We start from the raw sequence: 23,447 nt of genomic DNA, 5'->3' as shown, positions 1-23,447 counted from the left end.
TGACGCGCGCCTTAAAGATGGTTCATCCGCCGGCGAACCAAACCTGAAGGGGATTAGTATGGCTGGAACCTTTAACGTAACGACGGGTTCAACCCTAACACTAGGACAGTTCTCTACAATCATCGGCAGCTCTGGTACGGACGTCATCACGCTCGGGACCGCCGGTAACACGGTGTCGATCTCGGCGCTGGAAACTCTGATTGGTACTGCGGGCACCGAACTCATCACGCTGACGGCCGGTTCCACCCTGCAGGTTTCGCTGCTGGAAACCCTGGTGGGCAGCAGCTCGACGGATGTGATTTCGGTCGGCACGTCCGGCTCCACGATGCTGGTGTCTTTGCTTGAGACGATCACCGGCGGCGCGGGCACGGATATCGTCACGCTGGGCACTGTCGGCAACACGCTGCTGATCTCGGCCATCGAGACGCTGACCGGCGACGCGGGCACCGACATCGTCACGCTGGCCTCCGGCGGCAGCACCATCCTGGTGTCGGCCCTCGAGACGCTGGCCGGCGCCGCGGGCTCCGACATCGTCACGCTGGGCACCGCGGGCAATACCCTGCTGGTTTCGGCTGTCGAGACGCTGACGGGCCAGAACGGCACCGACGTCGTCTTCCTCGGCACGTCCGGCAACACCGTCCTGGTTTCCGGGCTGGAGTCGCTGGCTGGCGGCATCGGCACCGACATCGTCACGCTGGGCACCGCCGGCAACACCATGCTGGTCACGGCGCTTGAGACGCTGATCGGCCAGGGCGGCACCGACGTCATCACGCTCGTCGGCAACGGCAACACCATGCTGGTTTCGGCGCTCGAGACGCTGACCGGCGGCGCCGGCACCGACGTCATCACGCTGGCCACCACGGGCGCCACCCTGCAGGTCTCGCTGATCGAGACGCTGACCGGCAGCACGCTGTCCGACGTGGTTTCGTTCGGCACGACCGGCACCACCCTGCTGATCACCGCGGTCGAGACGCTGACCGGCGGCGCCGGCACCGACGTCGTCACCATCGGCTCGGCCGGCAACACCGTCCTGGTGGCCGGGCTCGAGACGCTGACCGCCGGCGCGGGCACCGACATCGTCACCATCGGCACCACCGGCAGCACCCTGCTGGTCAACGCCGTCGAGACGCTGACGGGCCAGGGCGGCACCGACGTCATCACGCTGGGTACGGGCGGCAACACCGTCACGGCCTCGCTGCTCGAGACGATCACCGGCAATGCCGGTTCGGACCTGGTTCTGCTCTTCGGCACGGCTGGCAACACCACCACCGTTTCGGCGATCGAGACCCTGGTCGGCGGTGACGGCACCGACGTCGTCCTGACCGGCACCATCGGCAGCACCCTGCTGGTGCGCGCGGTCGAGACGCTGACCGGCGCTGCGGGCACCGACGTCATCACGCTGGGCAACACCGCCAACACGCTGACCGTCGGCGGCATCGAGACGCTGACCGGCGGCACCGCCGGCGACGTCGTCACCATCGCCACCACCGGCAGCACCCTGCTGGTCTCGGCGGTCGAGACGCTGACCGGCGCTGCGGGCACCGACGTCATCACGCTGGCCTCCAGCGGCAACACCATCACGGCTTCGCTGCTCGAGACCCTGACCGGCGGCGCCGGTTCGGATCTGGTGTTCCTCGGCACGGCCGGCAACACGACCACGGTTTCGTCGGTCGAGACGCTGATCGGCGGCACCGGCACCGACGTCGTCACGCTGGGCACCGTCGGCGGCACCCTGCTGGTGCGTGCGGTCGAGACGATCACGGGCCAGGGCGGCACCGACGTCATCACGCTGGGCGACACCGTCAACACGCTGACCGTCGGCGGCATCGAGACGCTGGTCGGCGGCACCGCCAACGACATCGTCACCATCTCCACCACCGGCAGCACCCTGCTGGTCTCGGCGGTCGAGACGCTGACGGGCCAGGGCGGCACCGACGTCATCACGCTGGCCGCTGCCGGCGCGACGATCCTCGCCAGCCTGGTCGAGACCATCACCGGCGCCGCCGGCTCCGAACTGGTGTTCCTCGGCACGGCCGGCAACACGCTGACCGTTTCGGCCATCGACGTCCTGATCGGCGGCACGGGCACCGACGTCGTCACGCTGGGCACCGTCGGCAACACGGTCCTGCTGCGTGGCCTGGAGACCCTGACGGGCGCTGCCGGCACCGATGCCATCACGCTGGGCGACACCGGCAACACCCTGCTGGTCTCGGCTCTCGAGACTCTGGCGGGCGGCACCGGCTCCGACGTCGTCACCATCGGCACCTCGGGCAACACCCTGCTGGTTTCGGGTCTTGAGACCCTGACGGGCCAGGGCGGCACCGACGTCATCACGCTGGGTTCGGCCGGCAACACCCTGGTCGCCACCGCTCTCGAGACGATCGCCGGCGGCGCCGGCACCGATGTCCTCAACATCGGCACCTCGGGCAACACCCTGTTCGTCTCGGCTCTCGAGACGCTGACCGGCGGTGCTGGCACCGACGTCGTCACGCTGGGTTCGGCTGGCAACACCCTGCTCGCCAACCTGCTCGAGACGATCGCCGGCGGCACGGGCTCCGATCTGGTCTTCCTCGGCACGGCCGGCAGCACCGCTCTGGTGTCGGGCCTCGAGTTCCTGATCGGCGGCACGGGCACCGACATCGTCACGCTGGGCACGGCGGGCAACACCGTCACCGTGCGCGGTCTGGAGACGCTGACCGGCCAGGGCGGCACCGACGTCGTCACCATCGGCGACACCGGCACCACCATGCAGGTCTCTGCTCTCGAGACCCTGATCGGCGGCGCTGCCACCGACGTGATCTCGCTGGGCACCGCCGGCAACACCCTGCTGGTCTCGGGTCTGGAAACCCTGTCGGGCCAGGGCGGCACCGACGTCGTCACCATCGGCTCGGCCGGCGGTACGCTGCTCGCCAACCTGCTCGAGACGATCACGGGCGGCACGGGCTCCGAGCTGGTGTTCCTCGGCACGGCCGGTTCGACGCTCTCGGTGTCGGGCATCGACATCCTGATCGGCGGCACGGGCACCGACGTCGTCACCTTCGGCACCGCCGGCAACACGCTGCTGCTCCGCGGCATCGAGACGCTGATCGGCGCCGCCGGCACCGACGTGCTGACGCTGGGCGACACGGGCAACACCGCGTCGGTCTCGCTGTTCGAGACGGTCATCGGCGGCACGGGCACCGACGTCATCGCCATCGGCACCGCCGGCAGCACCCTGTTCGTCTCGGGTCTGGAGACCCTGACGGGCCAGGGCGGCACCGACGTCGTCACCATCGGCTCGGTCCTCGGCAACACCATCCTGGTGGCCGGTCTCGAGACGCTGACCGGTCAGGTCGGCACCGACGTCGTCACGCTGGGCACGGTCGGCAACACCATCCTGGTGTCGCTGCTCGAAACCCTGACGGGCGGCACGGGCACCGACGTCGTCACGCTGGGCTCGGTCGGCGGCACGCTGCTGGCTTCGGGTCTGGAGACGCTGACGGGCGGCACGGGTTCGGACCTGGTCTTCCTGGGTTCGGCCGGCAACACCCTGCTGGCTTCGGCTCTTGAGTTCCTGATCGGCGGTGCGGGCACCGACGCGATCACGCTGGGCACGGCGGGCAACACCGTCATCGTGCGCGGCCTCGAGACGCTGACGGGCCAGGGCGGCACCGACGTCGTCACCATCGGCGACACCGGCACCACCATGCTGGCTTCGGGCCTCGAGACCCTGATCGGCGGCGCTGCCACCGACGTGATCTCGCTGGGCACCGCCGGCAACACCCTGCTGGTCTCGGGTCTGGAAACCCTGTCGGGCCAGGGCGGCACCGACGTCGTCACCATCGGCTCGGCCGGCGGCACGCTGCTCGCCAACCTGCTCGAGACGATCACGGGCGGCACGGGCTCCGAACTGGTGTTCCTCGGCACGGCCGGTTCGACGGTCTCGGTGTCGGGCATCGACATCCTGATCGGCGGCACGGGCACCGACGTCGTCACCTTCGGCTCGGCCGGCAACACGCTGCTGCTCCGCGGCATCGAGACGCTGATCGGCCAGGGCGGCACCGACGTTCTGACGCTGGGCGACACGGGCAACACCGCGTCGGTTTCGCTGTTCGAGACGGTCATCGGCGGCGCTGCCACCGACGTCATCACGATCGGCACCGCCGGCGGCACCCTGTTCGTCTCGGGTCTGGAAACCCTGTCGGGCCAGGGCGGCACCGACGTCGTCACCCTGGGTTCGGTCGGCAACACCCTGTTCGTCAACCTGCTCGAGACGATCGCCGGCGGTGCGGGCACCGACGTCGTCGCTCTGGGTACGGCGGGCAACACCCTGCTGGTCTCGGCTCTGGAGACGGTCACCGGCGGCACGGGCACCGACGTCATCACGCTGGGCACGGCGGGCAGCACGCTCACCGCTTCGGCGCTGGAGACGATCGCCGGCGGCACGGGCACCGATTGGGTCCTCCTCGGCGCGGCCGGCAACACCCTGCTGGTCTCGGGTCTGGAACTGCTGGTCGGCGGTGCTGGCACCGAAGTCGTCACGCTGGGCACGGCCGGTAACACCATCCTCGTCCGCGGCATCGAGACGCTGACGGGCCAGGGCGGCACCGACGTCGTCACCATCGGCGACACCGGCACCACCATGCTGGCTTCGGGTCTGGAGACGCTGACGGGCGGTGCGGGCACCGACGCCATCACTCTGGGCACCACCGGCAACACCCTGCTGGTCTCGGCTCTCGAGACGATCACCGGCCAGGGCGGCACGGACGTCATCACCATCGGCTCGGTCGGCGCGACCTTCCTGGCCAATGCGCTGGAGACGATCACCGGCGGCACGGGTTCGGAACTGGTGTTCCTGGGTGCTTCCGGCAACACGGTCACGGTGTCGGCTGTCGACATCCTGATCGGCGGTGCGGGCACCGACGTGGTCACGCTGGGCACGGCCGGCAACACGGTGCTGCTGCGCGGCATCGAGACGCTGACCGGTAACGTCGGCACCGAAGTCATCACGCTGGGCAACACCGGCAACACGCTGGCGATCTCGCTGATCGACACGCTGGTTGGCGGCACGGGCTCCGACGTCGTCAACCTCGGCACCACCGGCACCACCATGGTGCTGTCGGCGATCGAGACGCTGACCGGCGGCGCGGGCACCGACGTGATCACCCTGGGTTCGACCGGCAACACGCTGTTCGCCACCCTGATCGACACCCTGACGGGTGGTGCTTCGACCGACGTCGTCACCCTGGGCACGGCCGGCGCCACCATGCTGGTCTCGGCTCTGGAGACGGTCACCGGCGGCACGGGCACCGACGTCATCACGCTGGGGACGGCTGGCAGCACCCTGCTCGCCAACTCCATCGAGACGATCGCCGGCGGCACGGGTTCCGACCTCGTGTTCCTGGGCTCCTCGGGCAACACCGTCCTGGCCTCGGGTCTCGAGATCCTGGTCGGCGGCACCACCACCGACATCGTCACGCTGGGCACGGCCGGTAACACGGTGATCCTGCGCGGCCTTGAGACGCTGACGGGTCAGGGCGGCACCGACATCATCACCATCGGCGACACCGGCACGACCATGCTGGTTTCGGCGCTGGAGACGCTGGCGGGCGGCGCTGGCACGGACGTCATCACCATCGGCACGACCGGCACGACCATGCTGGTTTCGGCGCTGGAGACGGTGACGGGCGGTGCTGGTACGGACGTCATCACCATCGGCACGGTCGGCTCGACCTTCCTGGCCAATGCTCTGGAGACGATCACCGGCGGTTCGGGTTCGGAACTGGTGTTCCTGGGTTCGGGCGGCACGACGGCCCTGGTTTCGGCGATCGACATCCTGATCGGCGGCACCGGCACCGACGTGGTCACGCTGGGCACGGCCGGCAACACGGTGCTGCTGCGCGGCATCGAGACGCTGACGGGTCAGGGCGGCACCGACGTCGTCACGCTGGGCAACACCGCGAACTCGCTGCTCGTCAGCGGGATCGAGACGCTGACCGGCGGTTCGGCTTCGGACATCGTCACTCTCGGCACGGCCGGCAACACGCTGGTGGTGTCGGGCATCGAGACGCTGGTCGGCGGCACGGGCACCGACATCGTCACCATCGGCACTGTCGGCGGCACGCTGCTGGCTCTCGGCATCGAGACGCTGATCGGCGGCACGGGCCTTGAGGTGATCTTCACCGGTTCGGCGGGTGCGACCCTGACCGTCTCGGGCGCGGACTTCGTGATCGGCAACACCGGCACCGACGTCCTGACCCTGGGTTCGGCCGGCAACACCACCACGATCCGCGGCATCGAGACGCTGATCGGCGATGTGGGCACCGACGTCGTGTTCCTGGGTGACACCGGCAACACGATGACGCTGGGCACCGGCATCGAGGTTCTGGTCGGCGGCACGGCCACCGACGTGCTGAGCATCAGCACTTCGGGCGCCACCCTGCTGACCCGTGCGATCGAGACCCTGATCGGTTCGACCGGCACCGACGTGATCACGCTCGGCGACACGGTGAACACGGTCACCGTCACCGGCATCGACACCCTGACCGGCGGTGCGAGCACCGACATCGTCTTCACCGGCTCGGCCGGCGTGACGATGACCGCTTCGGGCATCGAGTTCCTGGTCGGCGGCACGGGCACCGACGTGGTCACCCTGGGCTCCTCGGGCAACACCGTCATCACCCGCGGCATCGATACGCTGTCGGGCGGTGCGGGCACCGACTGGGTGTTCCTGGGCGACACCGGCGTCACCATGGCGCTGGGCACGGGCATCGAACTGCTGATCGGTGGTGCGGCCACCGACGTCGTCAGCCTCTCCACGTCGGGCAGCACGCTGCTGACCCGCGCGGTCGAGACCCTGATCGGCGCGGCCGGCACCGATGTGATCACGCTGGGCGACACGCCGAACACCATCACCGTGTCGGGCATCGACACCCTGACCGGCGGTGCGAGCACCGACATCGTCTTCACCGGCTCGGCCGGCGTGACGATGCTGGCCTCGGGCGTGGAGTTCCTGGTCGGCGGCGCCGGTTCGGACGTCGTGACCCTGGGTGCGTCGGGCAACACCGTCATCACCCGCGGCATCGACACCATGATCGGTGGTGCGGGCAGCGACCTGGTCCTGCTGGGTGACACCGGCGTGACCATGCGTGCGGAGAGCGGGATCGAGATCATCGTCGGCGGTGCGGCCACGGATGTGGTCAGCCTCGGCGACGGCGGCTCGACGGTTCTGCTGCGCGGCATCGAGACGCTGGTCGGCGGCACGGGCAACGACGTGATCACCACCGGCAACACCGGCGTGACCATGTCGGTCTCGGGCATCGAGACGCTGGTCGGCGGCCTCGGCACCGATGCGATCACGGTGACCAGCGGGTCGATCCGCTTCCAGGGTGGTACTGGCGACAGCATCAGCCTGGCGTCGGGCAGCGGCACCGATACGGTGGTGTACTCGTCCTTCAGCGACATCGCGGCGCTGGGTGCGAACACCGGCTTCATCTCGGTGTCGAACTTCCAGAGCGGCACCGACAAGGTGCAGCTGACGGATGTGGCCCGGACCACGGCGGACCGGAATGGCGACGCTTCGCTGACCACGGCGACCGCGGCGACCAACGGGGTGAGCATGACCAACGAACTGGTCAGCCTGTCCTCGGCGGTCAGCGGCAGCCTGACGGATGCCAACCTCGCCAACTTCCGTACGGCTCTGGGTACGCTGACGAACTCGTCGGCTGGTGCGAGCACGCTGGTTCTGGCCAACAACGGCACGAACTCGGGCCTGTACCAGGTGGTCGACACCAACGGCGACGGCCAGGTGGCCGCCACCGAGGTGCGCCTGCTCGGCGTCTACAACGGCACGGTGCTCTCGCTCTCCGACATCAACCTCGGTTGATCCGGCGACAAAGCATCGCGGTAAAGGGAAGGGCGCCCGAAAGGGCGCCCTTTTCTTTTGCGGTGGCTTGGAAGGCGGTTCGCTTGGCCCGGCCTTGCCGGACCTGTTGCGCAAAAGAAAAGGCGGCGACCGGGGATACCGGTTGCCGCCTTTCTGCTTTACAGGCCCTTGCGCCGTCGCGGGGAGAAGAGGGGGAGCGGGATCAGTGGGCAGGGAGTGCCGACAGACGGTCGGCCATGCGCAGGATGCCTTGGGCCAGGCGGATGATGGCGGGCGAGCCGATGAACAGTTCGCGCAGGGCGTCGCCCTCGCCGAAGCGCAGGACGAAGCCGTTCGGATTGAAGACCACGGCGACCTTCGCGGTCTCCGACAGGACATGCTGGGTCCGCCCTTGGAACACCGCATCCAGGATCGACCGCGCCAGTTCGCGCGCGTCCTCCACCGGCAAGGTCGCGATCTCCGGCCCCAGCCTGCTCTCGTTGAACAGGAAGACGCCCTCCAGCCGGACGGCGCCGTCTTCAGATGCGCCTTCTTCGGTCAGGGCGATGTGGGACAGGAACTTGCCGTCGGGAAACAGGACGGTGCGGTCGTCGACCTCGACATTGATGACCAGCCTGCTTTTGGCCGACATGGGCTGCGCTCTCCGGGAAGGACGGAATTCGGGAAAAAGCTCATTCGGCGGCGCGGCGCGCCATCTCGGCGTCGGCCAACCCGGCGACCACCTCGGCCATCCGGCGTTCGGCACGCCAGCCCAGCAGCCGCTCCGCCTTGGCAGGGTTGCCGACGCTCAACGTGATGTCGGACGGGCGCAGCAGGGCGGCGTTGCCGTGGACATGCCGGCGCCAGTCCAGTCCGAAATAGGAGAAGGCCTGTTCGACGAAGTCTTCCAGCCGGTGCGCCTCGCCGGTGGCGATCACGAAATCCTCAGGCTGGCTGTGGGCCAGCATACGGGCCATGGCGTCGACATATTCCGGCGCCCATCCCCAGTCGCGGGCGATCGACAGCGTCCCCAGCTCCAGGCTGTCGGTCTTGCCCTCTGCAATGTCGGCGGCGCCGCGGATGATCTTCTGGGTGACGTAGCGGACCGGGCGCAACGGCGATTCATGGTTGAACAGGATGCCGGAGCAGGCGAACAGCCCATAGGCCTCGCGGTAGTTGGCGACCGCCCAATAGGCCGCCGCCTTGCCCACGCCATAGGGGCTGCGGGGATGGAAGGGGGTCGCCTCGTCGGCCGGGGCGCCGGTGTTGCCGAAGCATTCGCTGGACGACGCATTGTAGAAGCGTGCGTCCAGATTCAGGAAGCGGATCGCCTCCAGGATGTTGATGGTGCTGTTGATGGTGCTGTTCAGCGTCTCGACCGGCTGTTCGAAGGACAGCCCGACCGAGGCCTGGCTGGCGAGATTGTAGATCTCCGCCGGCCGGACCCGGGCGATCACCTCGACCACGCTGCGGAAGTCGGTCAGCACGGCCGAATGCAGGACGACCCGACCGAAGATGGCGAGCCGCCGCAGGTTGGCGAAGCCCGACATCTCCCGGTCGCGCGAGGTGCCGTGGACCGTATAGCCCTTGTCCAGCAGAAGCTGGGCGAGATAGGCGCCGTCCTGGCCCGAAACGCCGAAGATCAGTGCGGTCTTCGGTTCGCTTCGGGTCGTCGTTCCGATGGTCATGAACAGCGCCCTATCGGTCGCGGAAGCGGGATCAGCGGTGATCGTCGCCGTCGGCCGCCAGCCGCATGTCCGATTCGACCATGTCCCGCACCAGATCGCGGAAGGCGGTGGTGTGGGTCCAGCCCAGCTTCTCGCGCGCCTTGCTGGGATCGCCCAGCAGCAGGTCGACCTCGGTCGGACGGAAATAGCGCGGATCGATGCGGACCACGACCTTGCCGGTCTTCTGGCAGATGCCTTCCTCGTCCACGCCCTCGCCGCGCCATTCGATGCCGCGGCCGATGTGGCCGAAGGCCAGCTCGACGAACTCGCGCACGCTGTGGGTCTCGCCGGTGGCCAGGACGTAATCGTCGGCCTCATCCTGCTGCAGGATGCGCCACATGCCCTCGACATAGTCGCGCGCATGGCCCCAGTCGCGCTTGGCGTCCAGGTTGCCGAGATACAGGCAGTCCTGCCGGCCATGCTCGATGGCGGCGACCGCGCGGGTGATCTTGCGGGTGACGAAGGTCTCGCCGCGGGTCGGGCCCTCGTGGTTGAACAGGATGCCGTTGCTGGCGTGCATGCCGTAGGCTTCGCGGTAGTTCACCGTGATCCAGTAGGCGTACAGCTTGGCGGCGGCATAGGGGCTGCGCGGGTAGAAGGGCGTGGTCTCGCGCTGCGGCGTCTCCTGCACCTTGCCGTACAGCTCCGAGGTGGAGGCCTGATAGAAGCGTGCGGTCTTCTCCAGGCCCAGGATGCGGATCGCTTCCAGCAGGCGCAGCGTGCCGATGCCGTCGGCATTGGCGGTGTATTCCGGCGTCTCGAAGCTCACATGGACGTGGCTCTGGGCTGCCAGATTGTAGATCTCGGTCGGCTGGATCTGCTGAACCAGACGGATCAGGTTGGTGCTGTCCGTCAGGTCGCCGTAATGCATGAAGAAGCGGACATCCTCCTCATGCGGGTCGCGGTAGAGATGCTCCACCCGCCCCGTGTTGAAGGACGAGGACCGGCGCTTGACGCCGTGGACGATATAGCCCTTCCCCAGCAGAAGCTCGGCAAGATACGCGCCATCCTGGCCGGTGGCGCCGGTGATGAGGGCAACTTTGCGCAAAGGACCGACCCTTGATCTGTACGGGGTTGATGATCGGGCACTATCGTCAAGTCATCCAACGAAGGCAAGGCCCTTGGTTTTTCGCCTTTTGAGGGTTCCGGGGACAATATCAAGACCGATCCAAGATGTGCGGGGAGCGATGCGAACGCTGTTGATGCATCCAATCCGGGACGATAGGGTGCGCCCCGAACAGGCTGGGCCTTTCCCGGGGCGGTTCCATGGGGATGTTCCCAGGGTGGGGATATTCCCTGGTGGAGCGGCCGGGTTGAAACGGCTTCCCGGCCGCATCGCCCTGGCCTCACCGCATGGATCACAATGGCAACCGTCGCCGAAGCATTGCAGATCGCTGTTGAATTCCAGCGCTCTGGCCGTCTGGGCGAAGCGCGCGCTCTGTATCTGCGGATACTGGAGGTCGATCCGCGCAACGCCATGGCCTTGCATCTGCTGGGGCTGATCGAGCGCCGGGAGGGACGCCGGGACAAGGCGCTGGACCTGATCCGCAGCGCGCTGGAGATCGCGCCGGAGATGGCCGACGCCTGCTGCAATCTCGCCTCCACCCTGTCCGAACTGGGCCGGATCGACGAGGCGGCTGCGGCTCAGCGCCGGGCTCTGACGATCGACCCGGCACTGGAACCGGCGCATCACGGCCTTGCCACCCTGCTGTGCGGGCGCGGCGGTCCGCGCGACTGGGCGGTGTCGGCTGCGTCCTTCCGCCGCGCCCTGCGCCTTGTGCCCCAGCGCTCCAACCTCTACCACGACCTGGGCATCGCGTTGCGCCAGGGCGGGGCGTCCGATGCCGGTGCCCTTGCTCTTGCCGTGGACAGCCAACGCAACGCGCTTTCCCTGCAGCCGGACTTCGCCGCCGCCCACATGAATCTCGGCAACCTGCTGGTCGAACTCGGCCGGCTGGACGAAGCGCTCGTCTGCTTCCGCCGCTCGCTCACGATCGAGCCGGGGCAGGGCGGCGCCCTCTACAACCAGGGCAATGCCCAGCATGCCGCCGGCCTGGCCGATGCCGCGGTCGACAGCTATGTCCGCGCGGCGCGTGCCGGCGTCAATCTGGCGCTGACCCGGCTGGCCGACGTGCTGACCGGCCTGGGCCGCGAGGCCGAGGCGGAGCAGGTGCTGCGGCTGGCGCTGACCAGTCCGGGCAGCGACGTCGCCGGCGCCATCGACATGCTGTCGGCCCTGCTGGTCCGCCAGGGGCGTTACGAGGACTCGCGGCGCTTCTTCGCCGACTACCGCTATCCCCATCTCGCCGATCCCAACGCCTTCCGCATCGAATGCCTGACCGCCATCGCGGAAAGCTGGCTGGCCGCCGGCGATGTCGACCGGGCGGTGGAGGTTCTGGCCGGCGTCCACGGCCATGGCAGCCGCTTCTTCACCGTGAAGTCGATCGCCGGGCTGCAGCAGATCCTGGCCCGGCAGGGCCGTCGGCTGGAACGGCCGGCCAATCCGGACCCTTCCGCGCCGCGCATCTGCTCCTCCACGCTGGCCACCCACGGGCGCTTCGCCCACAATGTATTGGAATATGTGCTGCTGCGGCTCTATGCCGAGAAATTCGGCTACCGGCTGGAGACGCCCGACTGGGTCGGCGGCTATTACTTCGATCTCGACGACCCCAGGCCCGGCGGCGGGCTGAAGCCGATGCATTTCGCCCGGCGCATCCTGAACGATCTGGTGACCGGGCGGCGCGACGATCCGCGTCCGGACGTCGACATCCTCTCGCCGCTGTTCCTGTTCGAGCATCGCGAGGAGTGGCGCGAGCGGGTGCAGTCCTGGCTGCGGCCGCGGCCGGAATGGCTGGGCTACGTCGATCCGGTGATGGAGGCACTGAAGGCCCGCGGCAACACGGTGGTGGCCCTGCACATCCGCCGCGGCGACTTCGTCTGGTTCCGCTACACCATCACCGAGACCGCCTGGTACGTCGACTGGTTGAAGGCGCTGTGGCCGACGCTGGACCGGCCGGTGCTCTACATCGCCACCGACGACCCGGCGACCATCGCCGACTTCGCGGAGTTCGCGCCGGTCTCGCTGGACCATTTGGCGAGGGATGGGGCGGTGGAGCCTTGGACGGGGCTGGAGTTCCTGCAGGACTTCCATGTCCTGATGAACGCCGACGTGCTGGGCGTCAGCGCCCAGAGCGGCTACAGCCAGCTGGCGGCGCTCCTGAACCGCAACGCCCGCCTGTTCGTCGAGCCGGATGCGGCGGCGCGGCGGATCAGGCCCTATTCCCCCTGGACGAGTTCGTCCGGCACCCCTTAAGACCACCATCATCACGACCAATGAGACGCCCTCGGAAGGGCGGGAGGGCAGCCCCATGGATCTCGCGACCAAGGAATTCTACGACGACTTCTGGCCCCGCTTCGTGCCGATCTACGACGAGACCAAGAAGTACATGCTGGAGACGCTGTCCGAGCGGCAGATCGGCCGGGCGCTCGATGCCGGCTGCGGCCACGGCATCTGCTCCGTCATCCTGTCGGAAATGGCCGAACAGGTGGTGTCGGTCGACGTGTCGTCGGACAGCCTCGCCACCGCGCGCCAGCAGGCCCAGCGCTTCGGCCGCGACAACATCGAGTTCCATCACCAGGACCTGCAGGAACTGGACACGAAGCTCGGCCCGTTCGATCTGGTCTGGTGCTGGGGTGTCGCGATGATGGCGCCCGACCCGATGAAGGTCATGCGCAACCTGATGGCCGTCACCAAGCCGGGCGGCACCGTCTATCTCGGCCTCTATCTGAAGACCTGGCTGTCGCCGGTGCATGAGGGCGTGCGCCACTTCTGCCGCGCCTACATGGACACGCCGGCCCGGCGCAAGCTGGTCGGCGGCTTCTTCACCGGGCTGACCAAGGTCGCCTGCGCACTCAAGGGGCAGGAGATCAACCGCCGCGCCGACAACGTGTCGATCCAGGCCCAGGTCGAGGACTGGTACTATCCGCCCTACAAGACCTTCTATTCGATCGAGGAGATCGTGGCGCTCTTCGAGCGCAACGGCTTCAAGGCCGAATGCATCCAGGACCGGCTGGGGCGGATGAAGAGCGCCACGATCTTCGTGATCCGGGCGACGAAGAATGCCTGAGGCGGCGGCGGGCCGGCAGGACGGGATGGCTCCCCCCGACTGGGAGGAACTGGGCCGGCTGCTGTCCCGCGGCTACATCGACAGCGGCTTCATCGGCGGCGTCACCCGCGTGCCGGTGGAGGACGTCGTGCGCGACATGCTGTCGGAGGCGCGCGCCGACGAGCAGGTGGCGGAGCTGCGGCGCACCGCCGCGGCCGCCGGCGTCGATGCCGACCGGGCGCGCATCCTGGAGGTCGGGTCCGGCTGCGGCATGACCGTGGTGCGCGGGCGCACCGCCCATGGGCTGGACATCCACGGCATCGAGCCCAGCATGGGCGAATACAGCTCCACGCTCGACGTCTGCCGCCGACTGATCGACCATTACGGCCTGCCGGCCGACGCGGTGCGCGACGCCACCGGCGAGGCGATTCCCTTCCCGGACGCCAGCTTCGACATCGTCTATTCCTCCAACGTGCTGGAGCATGTCGGCGACCCGGCGGCGGTGCTGGACGAGGCGTTGCGCGTGCTGAAGCCGGGCGGGCTGCTGCTGATCGTCGTGCCCAACTACGGCTCCTGGTGGGAGGGGCATTACGGCATCCTGTGGCTGCCGCGGATGCCGGCCGGGCTGGCGAAGCTCTATGTCCGGCTGTTCGGCCGCGACCCGGCTTACGTCGACACCCTCAACCTGATCGACCGCCCCTGGTTCGACCGCTGGCTCCGCCGCCATCCCGGCGAGTTGGAGGTGCTGGACTGGGGCTGGGGCGTCTTCGAGCAGCGCCTGCGCACGCTGGGCTTCGGCGATTGGGCGGCGCTGTCGGTCGCCAAGCGCATCGTCACCTTCGTCCACCGCTCCGGCCTGCTGGAGCCGGCGATCTGGCTCGCCCGGCGCCTGCACTGGGAAACGCCGATCATCTTCGCGGCGCGGAAGAGGTGAACGAGGGGAGAGGGCGTGGCCCAGCGCGGTTAAGGCCCCTTCACCAGCGCCGTGAAGTCCGACCAGTGCTCCACCTTGAAGGCGCGGATGTCCTTCACCGAAGCCGGAAGCCAGGGCAGGGCCTTCAAGGCCATGATCGCGGCAAACAGATTGGCCAGATCGTCGCGGTTCGTGACGTAGAGGCTTCCCTGAATCCGGTTGAAGCCGAAGCCGGCAAGCGCCGCCCCGATGTCGGCATAGGCCTGGGACACACCCTTGGGATGGTTGGCCAGCGTATCGGCGACCACCAGATCGACGGCAATGGCGAACATCAGCGTTCTTTCGGATCGTCGAGAATGTCGGTGAGCCGGTAATCCGCCTCCTCGCCGCTTTCGAGAACGCGGATCTTCATCATGACATCCCCATCGGGAAGCTCCCTTCCCGCACCGAGGATTTCATAGACCGGCCCGACCAGGCCGAAACGTCGCCATGTTCCGACAAGCTGCTGTGGCTGGACGATCATTCTGCCTCTCCCCTCTTCGGGCTTCACCCATTCCGGAATATAACACCGCCTTCCCCATTTCACGATCGGTCCGGAGCGGATGAGGTCTTCCCGCCGCCCCTCACCCTGCCGGCAGCAGGTCGGGGACCAGCCCGGCGGCCTTCGCCTCGGCGGCGCGGGCGAGGTCGCGGGCGATGCGGGCCATCGAACCGGACCAGTCCCACTGGCGGTCCTGGCGGTAGATCCGCAAGGACGGATACCAGATGCTTCTCTCCGCATCGTTCATCCAGCGCCAGTCCATCCGGTAGGGCGCCGGCAGCCAGCTCGGGACGCCCAGCGCGCCGGCGACATGCAGGACGGAACTGTCGATGGCGATCACCAGATCCAGGGTCTTCATCACCGCCGCGGTGTCGAGGAAGGCGTCCGGTCCGGCGTCGAAATCCGGACCCAGGCGGTGGAGCAGCGCCTCGTCGTCGTCCGCCAGGCGCTTGGCGGCGTTGTCCTGCTTGTGCAGGTCCACCAGGCTGACGCCGGGAATGGCGGCCAGCGGGCGGACGAACTCGAAGGGGACGGAGCGCTTGGGGTCGGCGTCGCGGGTGGCGTCGCCGTTGCTCCAGCACAGGCCGACGCGCAGGCCGCCCAGCCCGGCCAGCCGCTCCGTCCACAGCCGCACCCGTTCGGGGTCGGCCGACAGGTAGGGGCGGTTCGGCACGGTGTCGGCCGTCGATCCCAGCAGATGGGGCAGGCTGAGGAACATCGACCGGGCCCGGATGGCGGGCGTGCGCTCCGGGTTGAAGCTGATGTTGCCGGGATTGGGCACCGTCGACAGCAGGCGCTGCAGCCGCGGCGGACAGACCACCATCACCTCGCCGCAGATGCGCGCGACCTGCGGGACGAAGCGGACGAAATGGATCATGTCGCCCCAGCCGCCCTCGGCGGCCAGGGCCACCGTGTCGTCGGGCAGCGGCCGGCCGTCCCAGATCGGGATCGGATTGCCGTCGGCCTGGAACCAGACATTGTTCTTGCGCGCCTCGAAATCGGCCATGCCGCCGACGAAATCGCCGAGCCGCAGCCGGTTGATGCCGGCGATGTGGCGGGCGTCGGTCATGGTCGGCTGCACGCGCAGCGCCCGGCGGCAGGCCGCCAGGGACTCCGTCGCGCGCGCCATCTCCTCCTGCACCAGGGCGACCTGCAGATGGGCCACCGGGTTGCCGGGCCCCAGCATGACCGAGGCCCGGGCGTTGCGCAGCGACTCCTCGAACTCCGCCCCTTGCGAGGCGGGGTCGAGCAGCAGCGCCTCGCTGAGGGCGATGCGGGTCTCCAGATGGTCCGGGCGCAGCATGGCGGCCCGGCGCAGCGGGCCGGCGGCCTCCTGCCGCCGCTCCTGCCGCAGCAGCGTGCCGCCCAGCTGGTACAGGGTCTCGGCGTCGTCAGGAAGTTCCGCAGCCAGCTGCCGAAGCAGGGCCAGGGCGCCGGCATGGTCGCCGATCCCCTGCAGGGTGCGGCACAGGTTCTGCCGGACCGCGGTGAAGCCGGGGGCCAGCCGCAGGGACCGGCGCATCAGCGCCACCGCGTAACCGGTCCGGTCGAACCGCTTCTCCACCAGCCCCAGCAGTTGCAGCCCGTCATACTGGGCGGGATCGACGGCGAGCGCCTTGCGGTAGAGTTGCCGGGCTTCGTCCAGCCGGTCGGTCTGGTGGGCCTGGACGGCGGGGATGAGAAAGGGCTGCGGCTGGATCATGGACTGGCTCGCGAAGGGCAGGGCGCCTTTATGGCCGCTGGACGGCGCCGATTGCAATTCCGGAAGCCGTCCCGGGCAAGCGGAGCGCGGCCGGTTGACCCGAAAAAACATGCCGTGCTATGGCCGCGAACCGGAAGACCGCGCCGCCCGCCCGATTTCCGTTCGTCCGCCTTCCGGCCCCTTTCCCCACAAAGCCAATGGATAGCCGCTTCATGGGTCAAGACATCGCGCGCGCCATAGAGCATTACCGGGCCGGTCGCCGCGACGACGCCCTGGCCCTGGCCGAACAGGTTCTGCGCGAGCTTCCCGGCGACAGCGGTGCGCTCAACCTTGCCGGCGTCATCCTGTATGATCTGGGCCGGCTGGACGAGGCGGAGGAGCGGCTGTCGCATCTGGTGGCGCTCGACCCGTTCTTCCATCAGGCGCGTATCAATCTGGCGGTGGTGCAGCAGGCGAAGGGCGCGCGGATGGAAGCCGCCGCCCAGTTCCGCATGGTTGCGGCGCTGGTGCCCGACCAGCTGGAGGTGCAGGACCGGCTGGGCAGTATGCTGCATGGTTTGGGCGACCATGTCGGGGCGCTGCGCCACCTGCGCCATGCCGCCCGGCTCGCACCCGGCGATCCCGACCGCCGGGTGCTGCTGGCGGTGTCGCTGATGTCGAACGGCGATCCTGCCGAGGCCGCCGCGATCCTGTCCGATGTGCTGGCGCAACAGCCCGGCCATGCCGACGCCCGTGGCCATCTGGCCGCGGCCCGGCTGTCGTCCGGCCGGCCCGATCTGGCGGAGACGGTGCTGGCGGAAGGCGGTACCGTGACCGGCGGGACGGCGGACATTCTGGGCCGCGCCCGGCTCTACCGCCGGATCGCCGAAGAGGCCGGCCGGCCGCAGCTTCCCCACGGGTTGCTGGTGCGGGCGCCCTTCTCGGTCCTGTCGGGCTACGGCGACTTCGCCCAGCATTTCGTGCGCAGCCTGATGGAGCGCGGCCAGACGCTGCGGCTGGTCGGGCTGACGGGCGAGGAGAGCTGGCGCCCCTCCTTCGCCGACCCGATCCTGCAGGCGGCGGCGCGGCGGCTGGATGCGCCGCTGCGGCCCCGTCTGGCGCTCAGCGTGCTGACCCCGCCGCTGGTCGAGCCGATCCCCGGCGTGCCGACCGTCAATTACACCATGTTCGAAGGGCCGCGGATCCCGCCTGTCTTCGCCGCCTGCAACCGGGCGCACGATCTGGTGATCGTGCCGACCGAATCCTCGCGGCTGGCCTGGGTCGCCGCCGGCCACCCCGAGGACCGCATCCGCGTCTGCCCGCCCGGCATCGCCCCCAATCCGGCGGACGCCGGGGCACGGCCGCTGCCCATCATGGGGCCGCGCGGCCGGGCGGTGATGGATTATCGGGTCCGCGTGCTCAACATCTCGGACTTCGTCGCGCGCAAGAACCTGGACGGGCTTCTGCGGGTCTGGCTGCGCGCCACCCGCGCAGACGACGATGCGATCCTGATCCTGAAGGTGGGCAAGGGCGGCTCGTCCCTGGTCGGCAAGGTCCGCGGCCTGGTCGAGCAGGGCATGCAGGCCACCGGCCGCCGGCTGGATGAGGCCGCGCCGATCGCCCTGCTGACCGACCGCTACGACGAGCAGGGCATCGCCGGCCTCTATGCCATGGCGACCCATTATTTCAGCCTGTCGCACGGCGAGGGCTGGGATCTGCCGATCACCCGGGCGGGCTGCCTGGGCGCCGGCCTGATCGCTCCCCGGCACAGCGCCTACACCGCTTATCTGAACGACGAGGTCGCCCACCTGATCCCCTGCACCACCGGTCCGGCGCTGATGCCCTACAGCAGCGACTATTATCCGGCCTTCCATGGGCTGGACTGGTGGCACCCGGACGAGGACGCGGCGGCCGAGATCCTGTCCCGCGTGGTCCGCGATCCCGAGGGCGAGCGGCGCGATGCCGCCCGCCATCTGAGGGACAACTTCACCTGGGACGCCGCGGCGCGCCGCCTGCTCGACGCGCTCGACGGGGTGGGGAGCTGATCGTCCTTCGGGGAGGACGCGGCCTTTTTACTGCGTCGCCTTGACGAAGGCCTCGGCGAAGGCGCGCCAGGTCCGCTCGGTTCGGATGAAAGCCTTGGCGCGGTCGGCGCGGGCCTTGGCGGCGGCGCGGTCGGCATAGAGCCGCTCCAGCGTCTCCACCAGCTCGTCGACCGAGGATTCGCCCCAGCCGAACCGGCTGCCGTCGCGGTCGGCGACCGGGACCTGCCGGTCCAGCGTCAGGCACAGGTCGTCGCCCTGGGCCCCGCTCTTCAGCAGGTCGCGGTGGCCGGTGTTGTTGGACAGCACCACCGGCACGCCGCAGGCCATCGCCTCCATGGCGACGAGGTTGGTCGCCCCCTCGCAGCGGTTGGGGAAGACGGCGGCGTGGCAGTCGGCCAGCACGCCGGCGATCTGGTTGCGGCCGAGGAAGCCCAGGTCGACGAAGCCTTCCTCGTCGGCGCCGTTCTCCAAGGCCCAGCTCTTCACGTCGACCATGTTGTTGGGCAGGATGCGCGGAGGCTTCGGCGCCAGCGGCGATTCCGCCATGGTCATGCCGACCTCCGGCCAGGCGTTCTGCCAGGCGGTGACGAGCAGCGCGTCGGGATGGCGCTGACGGAAGGCGCGGAAGGCGGCCAGCACGATGTCCTGACCCTTGCGGAACTCCAGCTTGCCGCCGGAGAAGATGACGAAGCGGTCGCCGAACCGGCCGCTCGGTTCCGCCTCCACCATCTCGGTCGGGTCGATGCCCTGGAAGGCGAGGCCGACATTGTCGAAGCCCCAGATCTCCAGCAGCTGCCTGTTGTAGGTCGAATGCACGACGATGCGGTCGTACTGCCGGGCGCGGGCCACCACCTCGGGTGTGAAGCGGGTGTCCTCATAGGCGATGACGCCGATGTTGCGCCGGCCGCGGAAACGCCCGGACGGGCCGCCGGCGGTGAAGCCGTTGCCCAGCGCGTGCAGGACGTCGAATTCCTTCAGCAGCAGCATGTGGCCCTTGGCGTTGTCGGCCATGGCGGCGACCTGCTGGTAGGGACCTTCCAGCGACTGGAGCCTGGCGCGGTTCTCCGGGCGCAGGGTCCCCATCAAAGGCTTTTCGAGCAGCAGCGGCGGCCGGCCCATGTCGGCGAGGTAGAGGGCGGTGTGGACACCCACCAGTCCCCAGCCGTGGACCTCCGTGAGCTGCCAGGTGAAAGCCAAATTCGGAATCATGATGGAAACCCCAGTTCCGGGCGCAAGTCCGCCCGCCCAAGCGGCCGGACGATCCCGCGCCGGGCCGGCGCTTGTCAAGTCGAGCGGAGCGGACTGGATTCCCCAGCAGCCCGATGCTACGACAACTGCGGCTTTTCATAGTGGCATGGTGCTTAAGGTGCGGACGGAATCGCTTTTCTCCCTGGAGGGCAAACGGGTCTGGGTGGCCGGGCATCGCGGCATGGCGGGTGCCGCCATCGTCCGCCGGCTGGAGCGCGAGCCGTGCGACCTGATCACCGTCGGCCGCGACCGCGTCGACCTGCGCCGCCAGTCGGAGGTCGAAGACTGGATGGCCGAAGCGAAGCCCGACCTCGTCTTCGTCGCCGCCGCCACCGTCGGCGGCATCCTCGCCAACTCCACCCGGCCGGCCGAGTTCCTCTACGACAACTTGGCGATCGAGACCAACATCATCCACGGCGCTTACCGGATCGGCGTGAAGAAGCTGGTCTTTCTGGGATCCTCCTGCATCTATCCCCGGTTGGCCGAGCAGCCGATGCGCGAGGACTCCCTGCTGACCGGTCCGCTGGAGCCGACAAACGAGTGGTACGCCATCGCCAAGATCGCCGGCATCAAGATGTGCCAAGCCTACCGGCGCCAGTATGGCTGCGACTTCATCTCGGCGATGCCGACCAACCTCTATGGCCTGAACGACAATTTCGACCTGCAGGGGGGCATGTCGCCGCAGCATTGCTGGCCAAGATCCACCGCGCCAAGACGGAAGGGCAGCCCTTCGTCGAGCTGTGGGGGACGGGCGCGCCCAAGCGCGAGTTCCTGTTCGCCGACGATCTGGCCGACGGCCTGCTCTTCCTGGCCCGGCATTATTCGGACGAGCCGCACGTCAATGTCGGCACCGGCATCGAAGTGTCGATCCGCGAACTGGCCGAGCTGATCCGCGACGTCGTCGGCTATGAGGGCGAGTTCCGTTACGACACCTCCAAGCCGGACGGCAGCCCGCGCAAGCTGATGGACGTCGGCCGGATGACGGAGATGGGCTGGACCGCCCCCACGGATTTGCGCGACGGTTTCGCCGCCACCTACCGCTGGTTCCTGGAGAATGTCGGCCGCGGGGGGCTGCGGGGGCTTTGATCGCGCAACCCGGGCGGCGGGGCCTGTCGGGAGGAGACGGCGCGGCACCGGCGATGGTCCGCGCCCCCTCCCCAGGCATTCAGGCCTTGGTCCCTCAGGCGGCTCCGCGCGCCACCCAGTCCCGCCACATGGCGCGGTAGGCCGCCTCAACCCCGCGGGCGAAGCCCTTGTAGTCGGTCAGCGGGGCGGCGTTCAGCCGGTCGCGCATGGTCCGGCGCAGGTCCGCCAGCCGGTCCGCGTCGCCGGCGAGAGCCACCGCGGTGGCGATGTAGCCCGCCTCGCCAGATGCCACCAGCTCGCTCAACCCGCAATGGGTCAGCAGGCTGGCGCCGACGCGGGCGACATGGTTGGCGCCCGTCACCGTCACCACCGGCACGCCCATCCACAGCGCCTCGCAGGTGGTGGTGGTGCCGTTGTAGGGGAAGGGATCGAGTCCGATGTCGATGCGGTCGTAGGCGCGCAGATGGCCGTCGGCGGCGTCGATGCGGGCCAGCAGCTCGATGCGTCCGGCGTCGATCCCGAACTGGACGAAGGTGTTCAGATAGCGCCGGCGCGTTTCCTCGTCGCCCATCTGGGCGCTCTTGACGATCAGGCGGGAGTCCGGCACCCGCTTCAGGATCTCCGACCAGACCCGCACCACCTCCCCGGTCACCTTGGAGGTGTTGTTGAAGGATCCGAAGGTGACATGGCCGTTGGCGCGGAACGGCGGCTCGGCCGGCGGGGCGACGTCCACCGGCGGGCGGTAGCTGTGGAAGCCGTGCGGCAGCCGGACGATGCGTTCGGCGCTCAGCCGGTCGGCCTCGCCCGGCGGCTCGGCAACGGCGTCGCTGAAGCGCCAGTCGATGGCGCGCATGCCGGTGGTGTCGGGATAGCCCAGCCACGTCGCCTGGACCGGCGCCGGCTTGCGGGCGAACAGGGTCAGCCGGTTGTTGGCGGTGTGGCCGGTCAGGTCGACCAGGATGTCGATGCCGTCCTGCTCGATCAGGGCCCCGGCGCGCGCGTCGTCCACCCCGGCCAGCGACCGCCAGCCGTCGGCCAGCCCCTTCAGCCGTTCGGTGACCACGTCCGACCTTGCGGCGGCATGGTAGCAGAACACCTCGAACTGCTTGCGGTCATGCTCGCGGATCAGCGGCTCGGCGAAGAAGGCGACGGAATGGGCGCAGAAATCGGGCGAGACGTAGCCGACGCGCAGGCGGCGTTCGGGATCGCGCGGGTTGGCGTGGCGCTTGCCGGCCGGCAGCAGCGGATCGGCATGGCGCTGCGCCCACGCCACATGCGCCTTGAAGATGGTCTCGGGCGGGACGGCCGGGGTGTAGTGCAGGGCCAGCAGCAGGTTGGAGTGCATCAGGGCATGGGTGGGGTGCGCCTCCAGCCCTTTCTGGAAAACGCTGATCGCCTCCTCGATGCGCCCCATCTCCTTCAGCGTCTCGCCCAGATTGTTCCAGGCCTCGGCCGATTTTGGATCGGCCTTCAGCGCGGCGACGAAGCACTCCACGGCGCGGGCCAGCTCGACCGCTCCCTTGTGCAGATCGCCCAGGTTGCACAGCGCGGCCGACATGTCCGGCTTCAGGCGCAGCGCCTCGCCGTAGGCGGCCCGCGCGCCCTCGCGGTCGCCGCGGGTGCGCAGGATGTTGGCGAGGTTGAAATGGGCCTCGGCATAGTCGGGCTTCAGCCGGACGGCGGTGCGCAGCGCCTCCTCCGCCTCCGCGGTCCGGCCCATGTCCAGCAGCAGGCAGCCATGGTTGCTGTGGACGAAGGGATCGCCGGCGTTGCGGGCGAGCGCCCGGCGGTAGCAGCCGAGCGCCTCCTCCCAGTCGCCGCAGGCGCGCAGGATGATGGCAAGGTTGTTGTTGGCGTTGGGATGGCCCGGGTCGGCGGCCAGCACGGCGCGGTATCCGGCCTCCGCCTCGGCGGTCCGGCCTTCCCGGTGCAGGGTCAGCGCACGGGCGAAGCCGGCGTCCGCTGCCGCTGCGGCCGGTGCCGCGTTTCGCTGGGAGGGAGCCGGAGAGGCCGGGTGTCTGGCCTTGGCCTGCTTGCGTGAAGGCTTTTTCATCGGGCTGACCGCCTGGCGTAAAATCTCTGTCGGCAAAGAACCGTCCTTGCTGGTCGATAGCAATGACCATGCGGTATCCGCAAGCGGCATCTCATCCCCGGACGGATGTGCCGCAATGGACACATCGGCCGGAGACATATGATGGATGGCGGATGCCCCCTGGGACAGATGGCTTGCCGCTGTTGGGCCTCTTCTGCTATTCCA

The 23,447-nt window shown here is 68.8% G+C and carries 13 protein-coding genes and 1 pseudogene; 6 read left to right on the top strand and 8 right to left on the bottom strand.

The window, feature by feature from the left end:
• Positions 1-172 precede the first annotated feature (172 nt).
• Positions 173-7,864: a beta strand repeat-containing protein gene (locus AB8P05_RS32400; RefSeq protein ID WP_472762035.1), complete on the top strand. Its 7,692-nt coding sequence runs from the start codon at positions 173-175 to the stop codon at positions 7,862-7,864.
• 202 nt (positions 7,865-8,066) lie between these two features.
• Here AB8P05_RS32400 and AB8P05_RS32395 read toward each other — a convergent pair whose 3' ends face one another.
• The 3 genes from AB8P05_RS32395 to gmd are packed head-to-tail and all read right to left on the bottom strand — an operon-like array spanning position 8,067 to position 10,618.
• The gene (locus tag AB8P05_RS32395) at positions 8,067-8,495 is read right to left on the bottom strand and encodes a hypothetical protein (RefSeq protein ID WP_455176208.1); all 429 of its coding nucleotides are present in this window, start codon (positions 8,493-8,495) and stop codon (positions 8,067-8,069) included.
• A gap of 40 nt (positions 8,496-8,535) precedes the next feature.
• Positions 8,536-9,531 carry a GDP-mannose 4,6-dehydratase gene (locus AB8P05_RS32390; RefSeq protein WP_455176209.1) on the bottom strand — a complete coding sequence of 332 codons (996 nt, stop codon included), beginning with the start codon at positions 9,529-9,531 and terminating at the stop codon, positions 8,536-8,538.
• A gap of 31 nt (positions 9,532-9,562) precedes the next feature.
• The gene (gene gmd, locus AB8P05_RS32385) at positions 9,563-10,618 is read right to left on the bottom strand and encodes a GDP-mannose 4,6-dehydratase (protein WP_455176210.1); all 1,056 of its coding nucleotides are present in this window, start codon (positions 10,616-10,618) and stop codon (positions 9,563-9,565) included.
• 315 nt (positions 10,619-10,933) lie between these two features.
• Between gmd and AB8P05_RS32380 the strand changes: the two genes are divergently transcribed.
• Genes AB8P05_RS32380 through AB8P05_RS32370 form a run of 3 tightly spaced genes read left to right on the top strand, consistent with a single transcriptional unit; the run spans position 10,934 to position 14,610 of the window.
• Positions 10,934-12,883 carry a tetratricopeptide repeat protein gene (locus tag AB8P05_RS32380; RefSeq protein WP_472762034.1) on the top strand — a complete coding sequence of 650 codons (1,950 nt, stop codon included), beginning with the start codon at positions 10,934-10,936 and terminating at the stop codon, positions 12,881-12,883.
• Positions 12,884-12,938: 55 nt separating this feature from the next.
• On the top strand, positions 12,939-13,697 hold the full coding sequence (locus tag AB8P05_RS32375) for a class I SAM-dependent methyltransferase (protein WP_455176212.1): 759 nt from the start codon (positions 12,939-12,941) through the stop codon (positions 13,695-13,697).
• Positions 13,698-13,722: 25 nt separating this feature from the next.
• Positions 13,723-14,610 (top strand): class I SAM-dependent methyltransferase, encoded by an 888-nt coding sequence (locus tag AB8P05_RS32370; RefSeq protein ID WP_472762033.1) that lies wholly within the window; start codon positions 13,723-13,725, stop codon positions 14,608-14,610.
• A 29-nt stretch (positions 14,611-14,639) separates the two neighbouring features.
• Here AB8P05_RS32370 and AB8P05_RS32365 read toward each other — a convergent pair whose 3' ends face one another.
• From AB8P05_RS32365 to AB8P05_RS32355, 3 genes are all read right to left on the bottom strand, one after another.
• Entirely contained in the window at positions 14,640-14,921 is a 282-nt protein-coding gene (locus AB8P05_RS32365; protein ID WP_455176214.1) for a virulence factor, read from the bottom strand.
• Entirely contained in the window at positions 14,921-15,112 is a 192-nt protein-coding gene (locus AB8P05_RS32360; RefSeq protein ID WP_455176215.1) for a DUF5397 family protein, read from the bottom strand. Before AB8P05_RS32360 ends, AB8P05_RS32365 begins: the two co-directional genes overlap by 1 nt.
• Before the next feature lie 100 nt (positions 15,113-15,212).
• Positions 15,213-16,832, bottom strand: coding sequence for a hypothetical protein (locus AB8P05_RS32355; RefSeq protein ID WP_472762032.1), 1,620 nt, complete (start codon positions 16,830-16,832; stop codon positions 15,213-15,215).
• 212 nt (positions 16,833-17,044) lie between these two features.
• Between AB8P05_RS32355 and AB8P05_RS32350 the strand changes: the two genes are divergently transcribed.
• A complete protein-coding gene (locus AB8P05_RS32350) occupies positions 17,045-18,856 on the top strand; it encodes a tetratricopeptide repeat protein (RefSeq protein ID WP_455176217.1) in 1,812 nt (603 codons plus the stop codon).
• 27 nt (positions 18,857-18,883) lie between these two features.
• Here the strand turns inward: AB8P05_RS32350 and AB8P05_RS32345 are convergent, their stop codons facing one another.
• Positions 18,884-20,065: a glycosyltransferase family 4 protein gene (locus tag AB8P05_RS32345; RefSeq protein ID WP_455176218.1), complete on the bottom strand. Its 1,182-nt coding sequence runs from the start codon at positions 20,063-20,065 to the stop codon at positions 18,884-18,886.
• Positions 20,066-20,285: 220 nt separating this feature from the next.
• Between AB8P05_RS32345 and AB8P05_RS32340 the strand changes: the two are divergent.
• Positions 20,286-21,190 (top strand): annotated as a pseudogene (locus tag AB8P05_RS32340) (GDP-L-fucose synthase family protein).
• A 94-nt stretch (positions 21,191-21,284) separates the two neighbouring features.
• On the opposite strand, the gene AB8P05_RS32335 reads toward AB8P05_RS32340, so the two are convergent.
• Complete coding sequence (locus tag AB8P05_RS32335; protein WP_472762031.1) at positions 21,285-23,243, bottom strand: O-linked N-acetylglucosamine transferase, SPINDLY family protein; 1,959 nt, start codon at positions 23,241-23,243, stop codon at positions 21,285-21,287.
• Positions 23,244-23,447 lie beyond the last annotated feature (204 nt).

The sequence above is a fragment of the Azospirillum sp. VT-I1 genome (assembly GCF_055698305.1).
The sequence above is the reverse complement of the archived record's forward strand: the minus strand, read 5'-3'. Positions and strand labels throughout refer to the sequence as shown.